Origin of the sequence: Pseudomonas sp. BCRC 81390 (genome assembly GCF_030341915.1) — a bacterium.
In the GTDB taxonomy this organism is placed as follows: Bacteria; Pseudomonadota; Gammaproteobacteria; order Pseudomonadales; family Pseudomonadaceae; genus Aquipseudomonas.
This window is the reverse complement of record NZ_JATAAG010000066.1, coordinates 517,303-537,158: the sequence shown is the minus strand read 5'-3', so window position 1 is coordinate 537,158 and position 19,856 is coordinate 517,303. Positions and strand designations below refer to the sequence as shown.

Sequence of the window (19,856 nt, the reverse complement as noted above, 5' to 3'; positions counted from 1 at the left end):
CACCATGACCAGCCGTCTGAATCCGGAAGATCAGCGTCGTGTCGATGAGTATCTGCGAGCCCCTCAGCACCAAGTCGAGCGCAGGCCCTTCCGGCCGTGGCTGCTCCTTGTGCTGGTGGTGGCCGTGACCATCGGGTTGGGTCTCATCAGCCGCCTGCTGAGTGGCCTGGTGCTATGAGCTGCTTCGCGCTCGCCCGCCCCTCGCGCAGTTTGCGGCCGGCCCCCTGGGCCACGAATTCCGTAAACCTTATGAGATATCCCCATGACTCATCGCATCGTGATTGTCGGCGGCGGCGCCGGCGGCCTGGAACTGGCGACCCGCCTGGGTAAAAGCCTGGGCAAGCGCAAGCAGGCCGAGATCACCCTGGTCGACGCCAACCTCACGCATATCTGGAAACCGCTGCTGCACGAAGTGGCCGCCGGCTCGCTGAACTCCTCGGAAGACGAACTGAACTACGTGGCCCAGGCCAAGTGGAACCACTTCAACTTCCAGCTGGGGCGCATGAGCGGCCTGGACCGCGAAGGCAAACAGATTCAGCTGGCCGCCACCCTCGACGAAGAGGGCCGCGAGCTGCTGCCTGCGCGTACCCTGGGCTACGACACCCTGGTGATTGCCGTGGGCTCCAATACCAACGACTTCGGCACCCTGGGCGCGGCGCAGCACTGCCTGTTCCTCGACACCCGCAAGCAGGCCGAGCGTTTCCACCAGCAACTGCTCAACCATTACCTGCGTGCCCATGCCGGTGACGTGGCCAGCGAAAAAATCAGCGTGGCCATCGTCGGCGCAGGTGCCACCGGTGTGGAACTGGCCGCCGAGCTGCACCACGCAGCGCACGAACTGGCGGCGTATGGCCTGGACCGTATCCAGCCCAAGGACATGCACATCACCCTGATCGAAGCCGGCCCGCGCGTGCTGCCGGCACTGCCCGAGCGCATCAGCGTGCCGGTGCACAAGACCCTGGAAAAACTTGGGGTCAAGGTGATGACCAACGCCGCCGTCAGTGAAGTGACCGAGGATGGCCTGAAGACCAAGGATGGCGAAGTGATCCAGGCCAGCCTGAAGGTGTGGGCGGCGGGTATCCGTGCGCCGGGCTTCCTCAAGGACATCGATGGCCTGGAAACCAACCGCATCAACCAGCTGGTGGTGCGCCCGACCCTGCAGACCACGCGCGACGACAACATCTTTGCCTTCGGCGATTGCGCCGCCTGCCCGCAACCCGGCAGCGACCGCAACGTGCCGCCACGGGCGCAGGCCGCACACCAACAGGCCTCGATGCTGGCGCAGAGCCTGAAGGCACGGCTGGAGAACAAGGCGCTGCCGACCTATGCGTACAAGGACTACGGTTCGCTGGTGTCGCTGTCGCGCTTCTCGGCGGTGGGCAACCTGATGGGTAACCTGATGGGCAGTGTGAAGCTGGAAGGCTGGCTGGCGCGTATGTTCTATGTGTCGTTGTACCGGATGCACCAGATGGCGCTGTACGGTTTCTTCCGCACTGCGCTGATGATGCTGGGCAGCAAGATTGGCCGCGGTACCGAGCCGCGCCTGAAGTTGCACTGACAGGCATCTGGCTCCACCTGCAAGAGCAGGCTTGCCGCGAAGCAGGCGTCGCGGTGCTGGGCACGGGCTTTGCCCGTGTTCGCGGGGCAAGCCCGCTCCTACAGGAATAGCGCCAGCTTTGAACATTTGAGCAAGACAGTTGCGCCCAGAGGAAAATGCCTGGCGGTCGGCCTGGCCAGGCCGTGTTGAGGGCACATTCTTTGGGGATGAATTCGAGGCAAAAGAAAAAGGGCATCTCATTCGAGATGCCCTTTTTACATGGTGGGTCGTGTAGGATTCGAACCTACGACCAATTGGTTAAAAGCCAACTGCTCTACCAACTGAGCTAACGACCCGGAAAATGGTCGGGGTGAGGGGATTCGAACTCCTGACATCCTGCTCCCAAAGCAGGCGCGCTACCGGACTGCGCTACACCCCGAGATTGGCTCCGCGACCTGGACTCGAACCAGGGACCCAATGATTAACAGTCATTTGCTCTACCGACTGAGCTATCGCGGAACTGAACTTCGGCACAACCTTTACTACCTCGAAGCTTGTGTTAGCTTCGGTCTCTTTGGCTATCCGCTTTCGCGTTGTCGCTGCTGAGGCCGGCTATTCTACATTCTTCGTTTTGCTTGTCAACCACTTTTTTTCGTTCAACTTACTGATTTGTAAGTTGTTTTGCGATCTCCTGTGTTGCTGGTGATTCGCTTAGTGCCTGACAACGCGGCGTATATTAGGGGCACTCGATTTTAGATGCAAGCAAAAATTTCAAAATTTTCAGAAACTTATCACCTCACCTGGGGCGGTATGGAAAAAGCCCCGCCGTAGCGGGGCTTGCGGGTCAGGCGAAGACGATTTCCTCGCCTTCCACCTTGGCGGTAATCGCCGTACCGGGCATGAACTTGCCTGCCAATATCAGCTGCGCCAGCGGGTTCTCGATCCAGCGCTGGATGGCCCGCTTCAGTGGCCGTGCGCCATACACCGGGTCGTAACCCACGGCAATCAGCTTGTCCAAGGCTTCCGGGCTCAGGCTCAGCGACAGTTCGCGCTCCTGCAGACGGCTGCGCAGGCGGCCAAGCTGGATTTCGGTAATACCGGCAATCTGCTCGCGGCCCAACGGCTCGAACACCACCACTTCGTCGATACGGTTGATGAATTCCGGGCGGAAGTGCGAACCCACCGCATCCATCACCGCCGCCCGCTGTGCCTCGCGGTCACCCACCAGCTCCTGGATCTGCGCCGAGCCCAGGTTGGAGGTCATTACGATCACCGTGTTGCGGAAGTCCACGGTGCGCCCGTGGCTGTCGGTCAGGCGGCCGTCTTCCAGCACCTGCAGCAGCACGTTGAACACATCCGGGTGGGCCTTTTCCACCTCGTCCAGCAGCACCACCGAGTAAGGCTTGCGGCGTACCGCCTCGGTCAGGTAACCGCCCTCTTCATAGCCGACATAGCCTGGCGGGGCACCGATCAGGCGAGCCACGGAGTGCTTCTCCATGAATTCGGACATGTCGATACGCACCATGGCCTCTTCGGTGTCGAACAGGAACTCGGCCAGCGCCTTGCACAGCTCGGTCTTGCCCACCCCGGTCGGGCCGAGGAACAGGAACGAGCCACTGGGCCGGTTCGGGTCGGACAGCCCGGCACGCGAGCGGCGCACGGCGTTAGACACGGCGGTCACCGCCTCGCCCTGGCCGATCACGCGCTGGTGCAGCAGCGCTTCCATCTTCAGCAGTTTCTCGCGCTCGCCTTCGAGCATCTTGGCTACCGGGATGCCGGTCCACTTGGACACCACTTCGGCAATTTCTTCCTCGGTCACCTTGTTGCGCAGCAACTGGTTGTCGGCCTTGCCGTGCTGGTCGACCATCTGCAAGCTGCGCTCCAGGTCGGGGATCACCCCGTACTGCAGCTCGGCCATGCGGCTGAGGTCGCCTTTGCGGCGGGCGGCTTCCAGTTCCTGGCGGGCCTGCTCGATCTTTTGCTGGATCTGCGCCGAGCCCTGCACTTCGGCCTTTTCCGACGCCCAGATCTCTTCCAGGTCGGCGTATTCACGCTCCAGCCGGGTAATTTCCTCGGTGAGCTTCTCCAGGCGTTTTTTCGCGGCTTCGTCTTCTTCCTTCTTCAACGCCTGCGATTCCACCTTGAGCTGGATCAGGCGACGGTCGAGGCGATCGAGCACTTCCGGCTTGGAGTCGATCTCCATGCGGATGCGGCTGGCCGCTTCGTCGATCAGGTCGATGGCCTTGTCCGGCAGCTGACGGTCAGTGATGTAGCGGTGGCTGAGCTTGGCCGCAGCAATGATGGCACCGTCGGTAATGGCCACCTTGTGGTGCACTTCATAGCGCTCCTTCAGGCCACGCAGGATGGCGATGGTGTCTTCCTCGCTCGGTTCCTCGACCAAGACCTTCTGGAAGCGCCGCTCCAGGGCGGCGTCCTTCTCGATGAACTGGCGGTATTCGTTGAGCGTGGTGGCGCCCACACAGTGCAGCTCGCCGCGGGCCAGGGCCGGCTTGAGCATGTTGCCGGCGTCCATGGCGCCCTCGCCCTTGCCGGCACCGACCATGGTGTGCAGTTCGTCGATGAACAGGATGATCTGGCCTTCCTGCTTGGACAGTTCATTGAGCAGGCCTTTGAGGCGCTCTTCGAACTCGCCGCGGTACTTGGCGCCAGCGATCAGCGCGCCCATGTCCAGCGCCAGCAGGCGCTTGCCCTTGAGGCCGTCAGGCACTTCACCGTTGATGATGCGCTGCGCCAGGCCTTCGGCGATGGCGGTCTTGCCGACCCCAGGTTCGCCGATCAGCACCGGGTTGTTCTTGGTCCGGCGTTGCAATACCTGCACGGTACGGCGGATTTCGTCGTCACGGCCGATCACCGGGTCCAGCTTGCCTTCCTCGGCACGCTTGGTCAGGTCGACGGTGTACTTGTCCAGCGCCTGGCGCGATTCCTCGGCGTTGGCGTCGTTGACTGCCGCACCGCCGCGCAGGTTGTTGATGGCGTTTTCCAGGGCCTTCTTGCTGACGCCCTGGCCGAGCAGCAACTTGCCGAGCTTGCTGTTCTCGTCCATGGCGGCCAGCAACACCAGCTCGCTGGAAATGAACTGGTCACCCTTTTGCTGGGCCAGGCGGTCGGCCTGGTTGAGCAGGCGCGCCAGGTCCTGCGACATGTTCACGTCGCCGGTCGGGTTCTGGATTTTCGGCAGATGGTCGAGTTCTTTCACCAGCGCCTGGCGCAGGCTGTTGATGTCGAAGCCTACCTGCATCAGCAGCGGCTTGATCGAACCGCCCTGCTGCTCGAGCAGTGCCTGCAACAGGTGCACGGGCTCGATGGCTGGGTGGTCCATGCCAACGGCCAGGGACTGGGCATCGGATATGGCAAGCTGCAGCTTGCTGGTCAAACGGTCTATTCGCATGGGATACCTTCCTTTAAAGGGCAGGTCGGAGCGATGGACAGCGCCTGTTGATGAAGAAACCTGCCTGAGATGACCTTATAGATAAGGCTGATTGTGGAAGATTCAAGCGTAGCGGGGTTGACCAGAGTCAACCTGTTGGATTGCCGCCATGGGTTTCGCGGGCGTGCCCGCTCCCACAGGTACACCACAGGTTTCAATGGTTGTGAATTACCTGTGGAAGCGGGCGCCCGCGAAGAGGCCCGTGCAGGCTAGCGCGGCTCCAGCCACACCAGGGAAGCAAACCGCCCACCCTGCGGAGTACGGCGATAGGAGAAGAACCGCTCGTCGCTGACCGTGCACCAGCCACCGCCATAAACGGCAGTCACCCCACGCGCCGCCAGGCGAATGCGCGCCAGCTCATAGATGTCGGCCATCAGCTTGCCCGGCCGCTCGCCAGCGACAAAGGCCCGCGCCGCTTCGGGGTGCACCGCCGTAAAGGCATCGCGCACTTCCAGGCCGACTTCGAAAGCCTGCGGCCCGATCGCCGGCCCCAACCACACCAGCACCTCTTCAGGCGCCAATGCCAGGCGCTCGAGCGTGGCTTCCAGCACGCCCCCGGCCAGCCCGCGCCAGCCGGCATGCGCCGCCGCCACGCGGGTACCGGCACGGTCGCAGAACAGCGCCGGCAGGCAATCGGCCGTCATCACCGCGCAGGCAATGCCTGGCCGGTCGGTCCAGCTGGCGTCGGCCTCGGCGACCACGCCCGGGTCGGCATCGGCCACCACCAGGCCGTGCACCTGCTTGAGCCAGGCCGGCTGGATGGCGAATGCGTCGCTCAGGCGGCGACGGTTCTCGGCCACCGCAGCCGGGTCATCGCCAACGTGGTCGCCAAGGTTGAAGGTTTCATAGGGCGGCAGGCTGACGCCGCCCTGGCGCGTGGTGACGCAGGCGCGCACCGAGGCCGGGGCCGGCCAGTCGGGGTATAGCAGCGTCTGCGTCAGGCCACTCATCCGATAAAGCTCTCGCGGTCCTGGTTCAGCAGCGACAGCAACCAGACGAAGTCATCCGGCAGTGGCGATTCCCACTTCATGACTTCACCGGTGATCGGGTGGGCCAACGCGAGGAAGCGCGCATGCAGTGCCTGACGCGGGAAGGTTTTCACCGCCTCGACCATGGTCGGGCTGGCCGCCGGAGGAATCCGGAAGCGGCCACCGTAGGTCTGGTCGCCGACCAGCGGGAAACCCACATGCGCCATGTGCACGCGAATCTGGTGGGTACGACCGGTTTCCAGCTTGACCCGCACGTGGGTGTGCGAGCGGAAGCGCTTGAGCACACGGTAGTGGCTGACCGCCGGCTTGCCACCGTCGGTGACCGCCATGCGCTGGCGCATGCCACCATGGCGGCCGATCGGGGCATCGATCTTGCCGCCAGCTGTGACCACGCCAATCACGATGCACTCGTAGATGCGGCTGACCTTGCGTGCCTGCATCTGCTCGACCAGCCTGGTCTGCGCCTGCAAGGTCTTGGCCACCACCATCAGGCCGGTGGTGTCCTTGTCCAGGCGGTGAACGATACCGGCGCGCGGTACGTTGACGATGTCCGGCACGTGGTGCAGCAAGGCATTGAGCAGGGTGCCACTGGCATGACCGGCGGCCGGGTGCACAACCAGCCCGGCAGGCTTGTTGATCACCATGATGTGGTCGTCCTCGTAGACGATATCCAGTTCGATATCTTCCGCGACCCACTCACCCTGGGCCTCCTGCTCGGCCTCCAGGACAAGCTGCGAGCCACCATGGACGAGGTCTCGAGGGCGCACTACCGCGCCATCGACCGTCAGGCGGCCTTCTTTGATCCACGAAGTTAGCCGCGAACGCGAGTACTCGGCGAACAATTGGGCGGCGACCTGGTCGAGGCGTTGACCGCCCAGTTCGGACGGCACCTCTGCGCTAAGTTGAATGATCTCGGACATGCTCGATTCGGCGGGCGCACAGCCTTTGGTTTCGGCTGCGAGCTTGTGGTTAAATACGGCTTCTTTTGTCCCGGGGTTGGCCGGGGCGCTCATCATAACAGGACGGCACCGCCCAAGACAGCGGCCGTCAAAGGGACGCAAGCCGCCATGCAAGTGAAACACCTGCTGCTGATCGCCATCCTCGGGCTCACCGCGGCCTGTTCCTCCAATAAGGAAGTCATTGACGAGAACCTCAGCGAGGCCGAGCTGTACCAGCAGGCGCAGGCTGACCTGGACAACTCCAGCTACACCAGCGCCGTGAACAAGCTCAAGGCCCTGGAGTCGCGCTACCCGTTCGGCCGTTATGCCGACCAGGCGCAGCTCGAGCTGATCTACGCCAACTACAAGAACTCGGAGCCCGAAGCTGCCAAGTCGGCCGCCGAGCGCTTCATCCGCCTGCACCCGCAGCACCCGAACGTCGACTACGCCTACTACCTCAAGGGCCTGACCTCGTTCGACCAGGACCGTGGCCTGCTGGCGCGCTTCCTGCCGCTGGACATGACCAAGCGTGACCCGGGCGCCGCGCGCGACTCGTACAACGAGTTCGCCCAGCTGACCAGCCGTTTCCCCAACAGCCGCTACGCGCCTGATGCCAAGCAGCGCATGATCTACCTGCGCAACCTGCTGGCCGCGTACGAGATCCATGTGGCCGACTACTACCTGAGCCGCCAGGCCTATGTAGCTGCAGCCAACCGTGGCCGCTACGTGGTGGAGAACTTCCAGGAAACCCCGTCGGTCGGTGATGGCCTGGCGGTAATGGTCGAGTCGTACCAGAAGATGCACCTGGACGAACTGGCGGCCACCAGCCTGGAAACCCTCAAGCTCAACTACCCGGACCACCCGAGCCTGGTCGATGGCCAGTTCCAGCCCAAGCAGACCGAGTCTGATGGCCGTGGCTGGCTGTCCAAGGCCACCCTGGGCCTGATCGAAACCGACACCCCGCTGCCGCCGGGCGAAACCCGCGCCAACCAGGACGTGGTCAAGCAGTTCCAGGACGCGCGTGACGAGATGCCGCAAGAGCTTCTGCCGAAGGACGAGAACGGTGACCCGATCGTGCCGGAAGGACCGAAGGAAGCCGAGCAGGACCGCTCCTGGTTCAGCTATATGACCTTTGGTCTGTTCGACTGATCTGCTGCTGCAGGTGAAAGGGAGGCCATGGGCCTCCCTTTTTTATTGGCCGCGTCCTAGACTGTCGGCTTCTTCAACCGACAAGCTGGACACCATGGTTCGCCTACTTTTCTGGATCGCCCTGATCGCCGCCGCGTTCTGGCTGTGGCGCAAATTCAAAGTCAGCCAGCAGTCGCGCCCCGAGGCCAAGCTGGATGCGCCGCTGAAGATGGTGCGCTGTGCCCATTGTGGCGTGCACCTGCCCAACGACCGAGCGCTGCAGCAAGGCAACGAGTGGTATTGCAGCCAGGCGCACCTGCAGCAGGGGCCGGGGCAATCCCGCTAGGCCCCGGGGGCTGCTTTGCAGCCCGATAATGTCAGCCCAACCGCCCAGCCGGTGCATACGGCGCCGGGTCAATGATCGGCTCCGCCCCGGTCAACAGGTCGGTAAACAGCTGGCACGAAGCCGGCGCCAGCACCAGCCCGTTGCGGTAATGCCCACAGTTCAGCCACAACCCTTGGTGACCCGGCACCGGCCCGATGTAGGGAATGCCTTCCGGCGAGCCCGGCCGCAGCCCGGCCCAATGCGCTACCACCTCGGCCCCTTCGAGCCCGGGCAGCAACTCCACCGCCGACGCCTTCAGGCTCTCCAGCGCATCCACCGTGGGCGTCTTGTCAAACCCGGCATGCTCCAGCGTACTGCCCACCAGAATGTGACCGTCGCGCCGCGGGATCGCATACCGCCCTTTCGCCAGCACCATGCTGGGCAGGAAATCTTCGGCGCACTTGAACAGGATCATCTGCCCTTTCACCGGTTCAACCGGCAGCGCCAGGCCAAGCGTACGCAGCAGCTCGCCACTCCAGGCTCCGGCGCTGAGCACCACCTCATCCGCCGCCAGCACGCCGTCGCCCGTGTGCACACCGGTCACCCGGCCGTCGCGCTCGACAAAGCCGGTTATCTTGCAATGCTCACGCAAGGTCACGTTGGGCAGCGCCAGCAAGGCCGCCTTGAGTGATTTCACCAGGCGCGGATTGCGCACGTTGGCCACGCCGGCCATGTAGATGGCGCGGCGGAAGCCTGGGCCCAGTACCCGCACCGCGTCATAGGCCGCGGAAATGTCCACCGCACTCAGCGGCCGCCGTTCGCGCGCGGCCCAGGCCAGCGCTTCGGCCTCGTCGTCCAGGTCGAGCCAGTACAGCCCGGTGGTGTGTACTTCCGGGTCGACGCCAGTGCTGGCGCACAGACGCTCGCCCAGCTGTGGATAGAAGTCCTGCGACCAGTGCGCCAGGGCCGTTACTGCCGGGCTGTAGCGCCACGGGTACAGCGGCGAAACGATGCCACCGCCGGCCCAGGACGACTCGCGGCCGACCTCGCCCTGGTCACACACCACCACCTGCCCGACTTTGGCGGCCAGGTTGAATGCCGTCAGCAGGCCGATCACCCCGCCGCCAACCACCACTACTTGCTTGCTCATCTGTCGATCCAACACCTGAAGTAATTCCGCGATGCACCTGGCATCATCCAACCTTCAGCTTCCCCAGCAGTGTGCGCTGTCGCCAACGGCGCCCGGATTGCTCCTTACGCCAGCCTGGTCGAGCTGGAAGTCACCACAGCGGTCCTGCGCCATCAGTCCGCCCGGCAGCCGCCGGGCGCGCAAGGTGAATATGTCCTTGTCGCGCTGGGCCTGCAGAACGTAGTAGCGGTTACCAACGGGCAAGGCCGGCTCGCCCTCGGCGTACTGCCCGGTGAGCGCGCGGTGGCGCTCCAGGCGCAGGGCGGCATCGTGCAGCAGGCCGACCGCCTCGCTGCGGGCAGCGCGCCGGAGCTGGTCGTGGTAACTGGGGTAGGCAATGGCTGCCAGAATGCCGGTGACCGCCAGCACAATCAACAATTCAATCAGGCTCAGGCCTTGCTGCATGTCAGTCTCCTCGCAATCTTTGCCGCCAGGTGACACGGCGGGTTGTGTCGTCAACCACGGCATAGACCGCTTCCAGCACATATCGCGGCTCGGCGTGCAGGCTGACCGCAGTGACCCTGAACAGGGTGGCCTGCTGCCCTTCCGGCATATGCGCGGCACGATCACTGGTGCCCAGGTTCTGTACCTGGAAAAACCCGTCCCCGGCACGCTGCCAGAGCCCGACCAGCTCGTGCGGTCGGCTTGGCGGCAGGCACGCTGAACAAAGCGCTGGGGGCGCCCGCCGAAGCTCGCCCTCCCCTGCCAGCAAGGTTGCCTCAGCCTGCTCCAGCGCCAGCAAGCCATCGCGCAGCTCGCCGGTCAGCCGTGTTTCCACCAACGCTTCACGCAGGGCCGATGCCGCAAGCAGGCCGAGCAACAGGCTGAGCACCAGGGCCAACAGCAGAACCACGCCACGCTGGCGGCTCATGGCGACGCTACCGGGTTGCGAATTGCCACGCTCAACGCGTGCTGCTGGCGGATGCCCAGGAAGGGTTCATGCAACGTCAGGGCGATATCGACCCGCTCCCCGCCCGACGTTTGTACGCGTTCGATACGCATGTCCTGCACATGCTCCACGAGCGGCTGCAGGCGGCCTGCTGCCCGCTTGAATTTGAGGGTGTTGCCCTGCAGCTGGTAGACGTATGTGCTGATGGGATAGGCCAGCGGGTAGAACTTGCCCTCGTTGCGTTCTTTTTCCACTATCACCTCCTCGACGCAATCGGTCTGCACGAACCATTCCGGCGCCCCAGAGTGGCCGGGCAACTCTGCCACCACCAGGCGAAGTGTGGCCCCCTCAATTTCCAGGGGGCGAGCAAAAGCCTGCCGTGCTGCCAGACTCCTGAAATCGCCGGGCTGCAAGCGCAGGCAACCGAACATCCCTGCCATGCGGATGTCCTGGGCCATGCGCAGCAGCGCCAGACGGGCCTCACTGTGCATGCGCACCGCAGTACTTTGCAGGCGCCAGTTCTGGTGGGCAGAGACGAACAGCTGGCCGACCGCGGCCATCAGCAGCAAGCCGAGGGCCAGCGCCAACGTCACCTCCAACAGGCCGAACCCGTCCTGGCGGCGCTTCACCGTCGCCCCCGTTCATGTTCGCTATGCGCCGCCATGGCGGCCTGGCCGTCGCGGCGCGCGCTTTCCACGGCCTGCAATGCCTGCAGTTGCAGGCCTGCCGCTGCAAACAGGCCGACCGCCACTACCACCACCGCCAAGAGCACTTCCAGCAGTGTCATGCCTCGTTGAACTACCTGCATCCCTGCACCTCCTGCGACTTTTCCTGCAATTGCCTTGAACTCGGGCGACTGGTGCTCCTGTCCAACGACCGAGAAGCTATAGCCAAGCACTTCCATGGAGGAATGCACGGTGAAGCAACGAGGCGTAACACTGATTCAAATGTTGTCGGCCTTGGCCGTGGCGGTATTGCTGGCCCAGCTCGGCATGCCGGCCTATGCACGGTTGAGCGATGACTTGCACAGGGCTGCTGCCGCCCGCGACCTGGCGCAGGCCCTGCGCAGTGCGCGCAGCCATGCCATGTTGCAAGGCCAGCCGGTGCTGGTGCAGCCGCTGGACGGTAAGTGGGGGAACGGTTGGCGGGTACTGCTGGAACATAACCAGCAAGTGTTGCGTGAACAGCGTCTTTCACGGCCGCTGGAGATTGCTGGCAATGGTGGCGGGCAGGTGAAATTCAGTGCGCAGGGGGTTCCGCTGGGGCCGAGCAACCAGTTTCTGGCTGCCACCTTGCGTGTTTGTGAACGCTCGCCAGGCGATAGCCGCTATAACGTGGTGCTGGCATCGACCGGCAGAGTCAGGCTGGATACAGAAGCCGCCCCAAGCACCAAGTGCCCGGCGGCTGCCCAGCCCTGAACCGGCCGTAGCCACCTATCGCTGGCAAGCCAGCGATAGGCCGGGACAGGGCCAGATCAAATCAGCGAACGAACCCGCAGCTCTTTGGGCATGGAGAAGGTGATGTTCTCTTCACGCCCATCCAGCTCTTCAGCGCCGGTAGCGCCCCAAGCCTTGAGCTGCTCGATCACGCCACGCACCAGCACCTCGGGGGCCGAAGCGCCGGCAGTAATGCCGATTCGCGCCTTCTGCTCGAACCAGCCACGTTGCAGGTCTTCGGCGCCGTCGATCAGGTAGGCCGGCGTGCCCATGCGCTCGGCCAGCTCGCGCAGGCGGTTGGAGTTGGAGCTGTTCGGGCTGCCGACCACCAGTACCACGTCGCACTCGTCCGCCAGTTGTTTCACCGCATCCTGGCGGTTCTGGGTGGCGTAGCAGATGTCGTCCTTGCGCGGGCCGCCGATATTCGGGAAGCGTGCGCGCAGGGCGTCGATGACACGGCTGGTGTCGTCCATCGACAGCGTGGTCTGGGTGACGAAGGCCAGGTGGTCCGGGTCTTTCACCTGCAGGTTGGCAACATCCTCCTCGTCCTCGACGAGATAGATGGCGCCGCCGTTGCTGGCGTCGTACTGGCCCATGGTGCCTTCGACTTCCGGGTGCCCTTCATGGCCGATAAGGATGCACTCACGGCCATCGCGGCTGTACTTGGCCACCTCGATGTGCACCTTGGTCACCAGCGGGCAGGTAGCGTCGAACACTTTCAGGCCACGGCCTGCGGCTTCCTGGCGCACGGCCTGGGAAACTCCGTGGGCACTGAAGATGACGATGACGTCGTCCGGCACCTGGTCCAGCTCCTCGACGAAGATGGCACCACGGTTGCGCAGGTCTTCCACCACGAACTTGTTGTGCACCACTTCGTGACGCACATAGATCGGCGGGCCGAAGACTTCCAGCGCGCGGTTGACGATCTCGATCGCCCGGTCGACCCCCGCGCAGAAGCCGCGAGGGTTGGCGAGTTTGATTTGCATGTTCGGCTCCAGGCTTACAGGGCCTTGACCTCGAGGATCTCCACCTCGAAGGTCAGGGTCTTGCCAGCCAGTGGGTGATTGAAGTCGATGGTCACCTGGTCGTCATCGAACGCTTTGACCACACCCGGCAGCTCGGTGTTGGCGGCATCGTTGAAGATGATCAGCAACCCTTCGGACAGCTCCATGCCCTCGAACTGAGACCGCGGCATGACCTGCACGTTCTGCGGGTTGGGCTGGCCGAAGGCGTTCTCCGGGGCCACCACCACGTTGCGCTTGTCACCGGCCTTGAAGCCGAACAGGGCATTCTCGAAGCCCGGCAGCAGGTTGCCATCGCCCACCTTGAAAGTGGCCGGGGCCTTGTCGAAGGTGCTGTCGACGGTATCGCCGTTTTCCAGGTGCAGCGCGAAGTGCAGGGTGACTTCGGTGTTCTGGCCGATACGGGTGTCAGTCATGGACCGGATCCTCGGACTTCTTGCTCTTGAACATATCCAGCGCCAGCATCACCGCACCAACGGTGATGGCGCTGTCGGCCAGGTTGAAGGCCGGGAAGTAATGGCGGTTCTGCCAGTGCACCAGGATGAAGTCGACCACATGGCCGAGCACGACGCGGTCGTACAGGTTGCCGATCGCACCACCCAGCACCAGCGCCAGCGCCACGGCCAGCCAGGTCTCGTTGCGCCCCAGGCGCTTGAGCCACACCACCAGCACGGCGCTGACCACCACGGCGATCAGGGCGAACAGCCAGCGCTGCCAGCCGGAGCTTTCCGCCAGGAAGCTGAAGGCCGCGCCGGTGTTGTAGGCCAGGGTCCAGCTGAAGTAGTCGGGAATCACGACGATCTGCTGGTACATGGTCAGGGCGTTGTTGAAATACAGCTTGGTGGCCTGGTCGAGGACCAGGACCAGCAGGCTCAGCCAAAGCCATGCAAGGCGCCCGAAGCGCCCCACTGCAGGGTTAGGCATAGTGGCGCACCTCACCCGAGCCGCTCAGGTTGTCGACGCAACGGCCGCAGATTTCCGGATGCTCCGGATGGCTGCCGACGTCGGCGCGGAAGTGCCAGCAACGGCCGCACTTGGCGTGGCCGGACTTGACCACCTTCAGCTTGAGGCCTTCGACTTCGGTGGCCACGGCTTCGGCCGGCGCCTGGGCGAACGGCACCACGCTGGCGGCCGAGGTGATCAGCACGAAGCGCAGCTCGTCGCCCAGCTTGCCCAAGTCGGCGCTCAGGCCTTCATCGGCATACAGGGTGACTTCGGCCTGCAGGTTGCCGCCGATGACCTTGGCGGTACGCTGGTTCTCGAGCTCCTTGTTGACCGAGGCCTTCACCGCCATCACGCGGTCCCAGTAGGCGCGGTCCAGCTCGGTGCCTTCCGGCAGCTCGTTCAGGCCCTGGTACCAGCCATTGAGCATCACCGACTCGTTGCGCTCGCCTGGCAGGTATTGCCAGATTTCGTCAGCGGTGAACGCCAGGATCGGGGCGATCCAGCGCACCAGCGCTTCGCTGATGTGGTACAGCGCGGTCTGGCAGGAACGGCGGGCGACACTGTTGGCGCCGGTGGTGTACTGGCGGTCCTTGATGATGTCGAGGTAGAAGCCGCCCAGTTCCTGCACGCAGAAATTGTGCACCTTGGAGTAGACGTTCCAGAAACGGTACTCGCTGTAGTGCTCTTCCAGCTCGCGCTGCAGCAGCAGGGTGCGGTCCACCGCCCAGCGGTCCAGTGCCAGCATGTCTTGCGGGGCCAGCAGGTCACGCGCCGGGTCGAAGCCGGACAGGTTGGACAGCAGGAAGCGTGCGGTATTGCGGATACGACGGTAGGCGTCGGCGCTACGCTGCAGGATCTGCTCGGAAACGGCCATCTCGCCGGAGTAGTCGGTGGCGGCGACCCACAGGCGCAGGATGTCGGCACCCAGGGTGTTGTTGACCTTTTCCGGCTCGATGGTGTTACCCAGCGACTTGGACATCTTGCGGCCGTTCTCGTCCACGGTGAAGCCGTGGGTCAGCAGCTCGCGGTACGGCGCATGGCCGTCGATGGCGCAGCCGGTCAGCAGCGAAGAGTGGAACCAGCCGCGGTGTTGGTCGGAACCTTCCAGGTACAGGTCGGCACGCGGACCGGTGGCGTGGCCGATGTCGTGCGAACCACGCAGCACATGCCAGTGGGTGGTACCCGAGTCGAACCAGACGTCGAGGGTGTCGGCGATCTTGTCGTACTGCTCGGCCTCGGCGCCCAGCAGTTCGGCAGCGTCCAGCTTGAACCAGGCCTCGATACCTTGCTGCTCGACGCGCTTGGCCACTTCTTCCATCAGCTCGACGGTACGCGGATGCAGTTCGCCGGTCTGCTTGTGCAGGAAGAACGGGATCGGCACGCCCCAGTTGCGCTGACGCGAGATGCACCAGTCCGGGCGGTTGGCGATCATCGCGTGCAGGCGCGCCTGGCCCCAGGTGGGTACGAACTTGGTGTCCTCAATGGCTTTCAGCGCGCGCTCACGCAGCGGCTCGCCAGTGGACGGCTGCTTGTCCATGCCCACGAACCACTGCGCGGTGGCGCGGTAGATCAGCGGGGTCTTGTGGCGCCAGCAATGCATGTAGCTGTGGCTGATGGTTTCGGTGTGCATCAGCGCACCGACTTCGCTCAGCTTGTCGACGATGGCCGGGTTGGCCTTCCAGATGAACTGGCCGCCGAAGAATGGCAGCGAATCCACATACACGCCGTTGCTCTGCACCGGGGTGAGGATGTCGTCGTTGACCATGCCGTAGCGCTTGCAGGTGACGAAGTCGTCTTCACCATAGGCTGGCGAGGAGTGCACCACGCCGGTACCGGCGCCCAGTTCGACGTAGTCGGCCAGGTACACCGGCGACAGGCGGTCATAGAACGGGTGACGGAAGTTGATCAGCTCCAGTGCCGAACCCTGGGCGGTGGCGATGACCGAGCCTTCCAGGTTGTAGCGCTTCAGGCATGCTTCGACCAGTTCTTCGGCCAGCACCAGCAGGCGTGCGCCGGTATCGACCAGGGCGTACTTGAACTCGGGGTGGATGTTCAGCGCCTGGTTGGCCGGGATGGTCCACGGGGTGGTGGTCCAGATCACGATGGCGGCCGGCTTGGCCAGCGCATCAAGGCCGAACGCGGCGGCCAGCTTGGCCTCGTCGGCAACCGGGAAGGCCACGTCGATGGTCTGCGATTTCTTGTCGGCGTACTCGACTTCGGCTTCGGCCAGCGCCGAGCCGCAATCGAAGCACCAGTTCACTGGCTTCAGGCCCTTGAACACGAAGCCTTGCTTGACCATCTCGGCCAGGGCGCGGATTTCACCGGCCTCGTTGGCAAAGTTCATGGTCTTGTACGGGTTGTCCCAGTCACCCAGCACGCCCAGGCGAATGAACTCGGTCTTCTGCCCTTCGATCTGCTCGGCGGCATACTCGCGGCACAGCTCGCGGGTGCGGTCGGCGGACAGGTGCTTGCCGTGGGTGACCTCGACCTTGTGCTCGATCGGCAGGCCATGGCAGTCCCAGCCCGGCACGTACGGCGCATCGAAGCCGGCCAGGGTCTTGGAACGGACGATCATGTCCTTGAGGATCTTGTTCAGCGCATGACCGATGTGAATCTTGCCGTTGGCATAGGGCGGGCCGTCGTGCAGGACGAACTTGGGACGATCCTTGCCAATTTCGCGCAGCTTCTGGTACAGGCCAATGCTGTCCCAGCGCTGCAGGATCTGCGGTTCGCGCTGAGGCAGGCCGGCCTTCATGGGGAAGGCGGTGTCCGGAAGGTTTAGCGTGGCTTTGTAGTCGGTCATTTCAGGCTCTTCGTTAGCGGTTGAGCGTGCCAATGTGCACGTGCGGCGGCGATATCCGCATCGATCGCCGACTTGAGCGCCTCCAGGGAGGCGAAACGCTGCTCTTCACGCAGCTTGTGGTGGAACTCCACCGTCAGGCGCCGGCCATACAGGTCGCCGGCATAGTCCAGCAGATGAATTTCCAGGTGCGGGCGCCCGTCACCGGCAACGGTCGGACGCACGCCGATATTGCCGACACCCGGCCAGGCCTTGCCGTCGATCTCGATGCTGGCCAGGTAGACCCCGGACAGCGGCACGCGGCGACGCTTGAGCTGGATGTTGGCAGTGGGTGTACCGAGCTGGCGGGCCAGCTTCTGGCCGTGCAGCACGCGGCCGCTGATACTATAGGGGCGGCCCAGCAGGTGCTCGGCAAGTTCGAAGTTGCCCTCGGACAGCGCCTTGCGTATTTCGGTGCTGCTGACCCGCAGGCCGTCCCGGACCACCGTATTGGCGGCCTCGACGGTGAAGCCGTACTGCTTGCCGGCATCGACCAGGAAGGCAAAGTCGCCGGCGCGGTCGCAGCCAAAGCGGAAGTCATCGCCCACTTCGAGGTGGCGTACACCCAGGCCGTCGACGAGGATGGTCTTGACGAAGGCATCGGCGCCGAGCTGGCTCAGGCGCTGGTTGAATGCCAGGCACAGGACCTGGTCGATGCCTTCGGCCGCCAGCAGCTCGATCTTGTCACGCAGGCGGGCCAGGCGCGCCGGCGCGGTATCGGGGGCGAAGTATTCGCGTGGTTGGGGTTCGAAGATCACCACGCAGGTGGGCAGGCCCAAGGCCTGGCCGCACTCGCGCAGACGCCCCAGGATCGCCTGGTGGCCGCGGTGAACCCCGTCGAAGTTGCCAATGGTGGCGACACAGCCCCGGTGCTCGGGGCGCAGGTTGTGAAGACCTCGAACCAGCTGCATAACGCGCTTCTTGCTCATAAAGTGGCCGATTATAACCACACCCGGGCGCCGGTGACAGGCAGCAGCGCCCAAGGGCGGCGTGGAATGCGAAAAACCGACGCCTGACCCGCCCGATGCCTCAGTGCAAGGCCTTGCGGGCAAAATGCCGAGGCCGGAAACCACACAGGTACAGGCAGCCGAAGTAGCTCACCACACCTGCCAGTACCAGCGCCCCCAGGCGAACCAGGCGCGCCAGCATGTTGCCCTGCTCCCAGGCCGGCAGGTAGTGCATGCCGGCCAGCAACACCGCCGACATCAGCCCCACCGCCAGCAGCAGCTTGAGCAGGAACATCGCCCACCCAGGCTGTGGCTGGAACAGCTGCTGGCTACGCAGTTTCCAGAACAGCAGGCCGGCATTCAGGCAGGCCCCCAGGCTGATCGCCAGGGCCAGGCCGGCATGCGCCAGCGGGCCGATCAGGGCCAGGTTGAACAGCTGCGTGCAGACCAGGGTGAACACCGCGATCTTCACCGGCGTGCGGATATTCTGCTGCGCATAGAAGCCCGGGGCCAGCACCTTGACCAGAATGATCGCCAGCAAGCCCACGGAATAGGCGATCAATGCCCGCTGGGTCATGGCCGCGTCGGTGGCGGTGAACTTGCCGTACTGGAACAGCGCCACGGTCAGCGGCTCGGCGAGGATGGCCAGGGCCAGGGTGCAGGGCAGTACCAGCAGGAAGCACAGGCGCAGGCCCCAGTCGAGGATCCGCGAGTACTCTTCCCGGTCCTTGTTGGCGTAGGTCTTGGCCAGGGTCGGCAGGAGGATGGTGCCCAGGGCCACGCCCAGCACGCCTGAAGGCAGCTCCATGAGGCGGTCAGCGTAGTACATCCAGGACACCGAGCCGGCTACCAGGAACGAGGCAAAGATGGTGTTGATGATCAGCGAGATCTGGCTCACCGACACCCCGAGAATCGCCGGCAGCATCTGCTTGAGCACCCGCCAGACGCCGGCGTCGCGCAGGTTCAGGCGCGGCAGCACGAGCATGCCGATCCGTTTCAGCGCTGGCAGCTGGTACAGCAGTTGCGCCAGGCCGCCGGCCAGCACGCCCCAGGCCAGGGCCATGATCGGCGGGTCGAAGTACGGCGTGAGCAGCACGGCGAAGACGATCATTGCCACGTTCAACAGGGTCGGGGTGAAGGCCGGCACCGAGAAACGGTTCCAGGTATTGAGGATGGCCCCGACCAGCGAAGACAGCGAGATCAACAATATATAAGGAAAAGTCACCCGCAGCAGGGCGGTGGTCAGCTGGTACTTTTCGGCACTGTCGACAAAGCCGGGGGCGGTCGCCCAGACCACCCACGGTGCGGCCAGGATGCCGATGGCGGTGACCAGTGCCAGGACCAGGGTCAGCAGGCCGCTGACATAGGCGATGAAGGTACGGGTGGCCTCCTCGCCTTGCTGGGTCTTGTATTCAGCCAGGATCGGCACGAACGCCTGGGAAAACGCACCTTCGGCAAAGATGCGCCGCAGCAGGTTGGGCAGCTTGAAGGCGATGAAGAAGGCATCGGTGGCGATGCCGGCGCCGAAGATACGCGCCAGGATGGTGTCGCGGACAAAGCCCAGCACCCGCGAAATCATGGTGATCGAGCTTACCGCAGCCAGGGATTTGAGCAGGTTCATCGAAAAGATTCACGCCAGGGACAGAGGACGCTGCCAGACAGCGTCCGAATGTGCGATACTCCCGCGCCTTCGCAGGGGAGCCAAAAATTCCCGAGTTTACAGGTCGCGCAGCAGAAAGGAATCTTTCCCTCCTGTTGGCGCACCGCTCGGCGGAACCTTGCAGGTGGCCTTGACATCCGCTCGACTGATCGGCATGATTCGCGGCCTATTTTGTTTGCTATTTACCTAAAGTCTTTCGAGGAGCTCGACGGTGGCCAACACACCTTCCGCCAAGAAACGTGCAAAACAGGCTGAGAAGCGTCGCAGCCACAACGCCAGCCTGCGTTCCATGGTCCGCACCTACATCAAGAATGTAGTCAAAGCCATCGACGCAAAAGACGCCGAAAAAGCGCAAGCCGCTTACGTTCTGGCTGTGCCTGTAATCGACCGTATGGCCGACAAGGGCATCATCCACAAGAACAAGGCTGCTCGTCACAAAGGCCGTCTGAATGGCCACATCAAGGCGCTGAAAGAAGCTGCAGCTGCCTAAGCGACGCGCTAGTCGAAAAACCGACCCTAGGGTCGGTTTTTTATTGCCTGCGATTTGTGCTTCAGTACTGCCCC

Annotated in this window: 20 protein-coding genes and 3 tRNA genes; 6 read left to right on the top strand and 17 right to left on the bottom strand. The window is 63.8% G+C overall.

All coding sequences use genetic code 11. The features are described 5' to 3' along the window. Positions 1-4 precede the first annotated feature (4 nt). The gene (locus tag QSV36_RS19060; RefSeq protein ID WP_013970765.1) at positions 5-178 is read left to right on the top strand and encodes a DUF3094 family protein; all 174 of its coding nucleotides are present in this window, start codon (positions 5-7) and stop codon (positions 176-178) included. A gap of 84 nt (positions 179-262) precedes the next feature. Continuing rightward, on the top strand, positions 263-1,558 hold the full coding sequence (locus QSV36_RS19055; RefSeq protein ID WP_225780299.1) for an NAD(P)/FAD-dependent oxidoreductase: 1,296 nt from the start codon (positions 263-265) through the stop codon (positions 1,556-1,558). 259 nt (positions 1,559-1,817) lie between these two features. Here QSV36_RS19055 and QSV36_RS19050 read toward each other — a convergent pair. The 6 genes from QSV36_RS19050 to rluD all read right to left on the bottom strand — a co-directional run bounded on the left by QSV36_RS19050 (position 1,818) and on the right by rluD (position 6,894). Beyond that, positions 1,818-1,893 (bottom strand) — tRNA-Lys (locus QSV36_RS19050). A 6-nt stretch (positions 1,894-1,899) separates the two neighbouring features. Next, positions 1,900-1,976: transfer RNA gene (locus tag QSV36_RS19045), tRNA-Pro, on the bottom strand. 4 nt (positions 1,977-1,980) lie between these two features. Then, positions 1,981-2,056: transfer RNA gene (locus tag QSV36_RS19040), tRNA-Asn, on the bottom strand. Positions 2,057-2,381: 325 nt separating this feature from the next. Then, positions 2,382-4,946, bottom strand: coding sequence for an ATP-dependent chaperone ClpB (gene clpB, locus QSV36_RS19035; protein ID WP_289133733.1), 2,565 nt, complete (start codon positions 4,944-4,946; stop codon positions 2,382-2,384). Positions 4,947-5,194: 248 nt separating this feature from the next. Further along, on the bottom strand, positions 5,195-5,935 hold the full coding sequence (pgeF, locus tag QSV36_RS19030; RefSeq protein ID WP_289133732.1) for a peptidoglycan editing factor PgeF: 741 nt from the start codon (positions 5,933-5,935) through the stop codon (positions 5,195-5,197). Continuing rightward, entirely contained in the window at positions 5,932-6,894 is a 963-nt protein-coding gene (rluD, locus tag QSV36_RS19025) for a 23S rRNA pseudouridine(1911/1915/1917) synthase RluD (RefSeq protein WP_085626778.1), read from the bottom strand. The genes pgeF and rluD overlap by 4 nt, the downstream gene beginning before the upstream one ends. A 147-nt stretch (positions 6,895-7,041) precedes the next feature. Between rluD and QSV36_RS19020 the strand changes: the two genes are divergently transcribed. Both QSV36_RS19020 and QSV36_RS19015 read left to right on the top strand, forming a co-directional pair. Beyond that, on the top strand, positions 7,042-8,061 hold the full coding sequence (locus QSV36_RS19020) for an outer membrane protein assembly factor BamD (RefSeq protein WP_225780296.1): 1,020 nt from the start codon (positions 7,042-7,044) through the stop codon (positions 8,059-8,061). A gap of 94 nt (positions 8,062-8,155) precedes the next feature. Further along, positions 8,156-8,386 (top strand): PP0621 family protein, encoded by a 231-nt coding sequence (locus QSV36_RS19015; protein ID WP_289133731.1) that lies wholly within the window; start codon positions 8,156-8,158, stop codon positions 8,384-8,386. 31 nt (positions 8,387-8,417) lie between these two features. Here the strand turns inward: QSV36_RS19015 and thiO are convergent, their stop codons facing one another. The 5 genes from thiO to QSV36_RS18990 are packed head-to-tail and all read right to left on the bottom strand — an operon-like array spanning position 8,418 to position 11,251. Beyond that, positions 8,418-9,515, bottom strand: a complete 1,098-nt coding sequence (gene thiO / locus QSV36_RS19010) for a glycine oxidase ThiO (RefSeq protein ID WP_289133730.1) — start codon at positions 9,513-9,515, stop codon at positions 8,418-8,420. A 54-nt stretch (positions 9,516-9,569) separates the two neighbouring features. Continuing rightward, the gene (locus tag QSV36_RS19005; RefSeq protein ID WP_289133729.1) at positions 9,570-9,959 is read right to left on the bottom strand and encodes a type IV pilin protein; all 390 of its coding nucleotides are present in this window, start codon (positions 9,957-9,959) and stop codon (positions 9,570-9,572) included. Position 9,960: 1 nt separating this feature from the next. Continuing rightward, positions 9,961-10,425: a hypothetical protein gene (locus QSV36_RS19000; RefSeq protein WP_289133728.1), complete on the bottom strand. Its 465-nt coding sequence runs from the start codon at positions 10,423-10,425 to the stop codon at positions 9,961-9,963. After that, positions 10,422-11,072, bottom strand: a complete 651-nt coding sequence (locus tag QSV36_RS18995; protein ID WP_289133727.1) for a PilW family protein — start codon at positions 11,070-11,072, stop codon at positions 10,422-10,424. Before QSV36_RS18995 ends, QSV36_RS19000 begins: the two co-directional genes overlap by 4 nt. Continuing rightward, entirely contained in the window at positions 11,069-11,251 is a 183-nt protein-coding gene (locus QSV36_RS18990; RefSeq protein WP_289133726.1) for a prepilin-type N-terminal cleavage/methylation domain-containing protein, read from the bottom strand. The genes QSV36_RS18995 and QSV36_RS18990 overlap by 4 nt, the downstream gene beginning before the upstream one ends. A gap of 109 nt (positions 11,252-11,360) precedes the next feature. Here QSV36_RS18990 and QSV36_RS18985 point away from each other — a divergent pair, with 109 nt between their 5' ends. Next, positions 11,361-11,861, top strand: a complete 501-nt coding sequence (locus QSV36_RS18985) for a GspH/FimT family pseudopilin (RefSeq protein WP_289133725.1) — start codon at positions 11,361-11,363, stop codon at positions 11,859-11,861. A gap of 56 nt (positions 11,862-11,917) precedes the next feature. Here QSV36_RS18985 and ispH read toward each other — a convergent pair whose 3' ends face one another. The 6 genes from ispH to murJ form a co-directional block, all read right to left on the bottom strand. Then, entirely contained in the window at positions 11,918-12,865 is a 948-nt protein-coding gene (gene ispH / locus QSV36_RS18980) for a 4-hydroxy-3-methylbut-2-enyl diphosphate reductase (protein ID WP_186674026.1), read from the bottom strand. 14 nt (positions 12,866-12,879) lie between these two features. Further along, positions 12,880-13,317, bottom strand: a complete 438-nt coding sequence (gene fkpB / locus QSV36_RS18975; RefSeq protein ID WP_186674028.1) for an FKBP-type peptidyl-prolyl cis-trans isomerase — start codon at positions 13,315-13,317, stop codon at positions 12,880-12,882. After that, positions 13,310-13,825 carry a signal peptidase II gene (gene lspA, locus QSV36_RS18970; protein ID WP_289133724.1) on the bottom strand — a complete coding sequence of 172 codons (516 nt, stop codon included), beginning with the start codon at positions 13,823-13,825 and terminating at the stop codon, positions 13,310-13,312. Before lspA ends, fkpB begins: the two co-directional genes overlap by 8 nt. Then, the gene (gene ileS / locus QSV36_RS18965; RefSeq protein ID WP_289133723.1) at positions 13,818-16,649 is read right to left on the bottom strand and encodes an isoleucine--tRNA ligase; all 2,832 of its coding nucleotides are present in this window, start codon (positions 16,647-16,649) and stop codon (positions 13,818-13,820) included. The genes lspA and ileS overlap by 8 nt, the downstream gene beginning before the upstream one ends. Further along, positions 16,646-17,596 carry a bifunctional riboflavin kinase/FAD synthetase gene (gene ribF, locus QSV36_RS18960; RefSeq protein WP_289133722.1) on the bottom strand — a complete coding sequence of 317 codons (951 nt, stop codon included), beginning with the start codon at positions 17,594-17,596 and terminating at the stop codon, positions 16,646-16,648. The genes ileS and ribF overlap by 4 nt, the downstream gene beginning before the upstream one ends. A 118-nt stretch (positions 17,597-17,714) precedes the next feature. After that, on the bottom strand, positions 17,715-19,253 hold the full coding sequence (murJ, locus tag QSV36_RS18955) for a murein biosynthesis integral membrane protein MurJ (protein WP_225780278.1): 1,539 nt from the start codon (positions 19,251-19,253) through the stop codon (positions 17,715-17,717). A 250-nt stretch (positions 19,254-19,503) separates the two neighbouring features. On the opposite strand from murJ, the gene rpsT reads away from it, so the two are divergent. Then, on the top strand, positions 19,504-19,782 hold the full coding sequence (rpsT, locus tag QSV36_RS18950; protein WP_003247625.1) for a 30S ribosomal protein S20: 279 nt from the start codon (positions 19,504-19,506) through the stop codon (positions 19,780-19,782). Positions 19,783-19,856 lie beyond the last annotated feature (74 nt).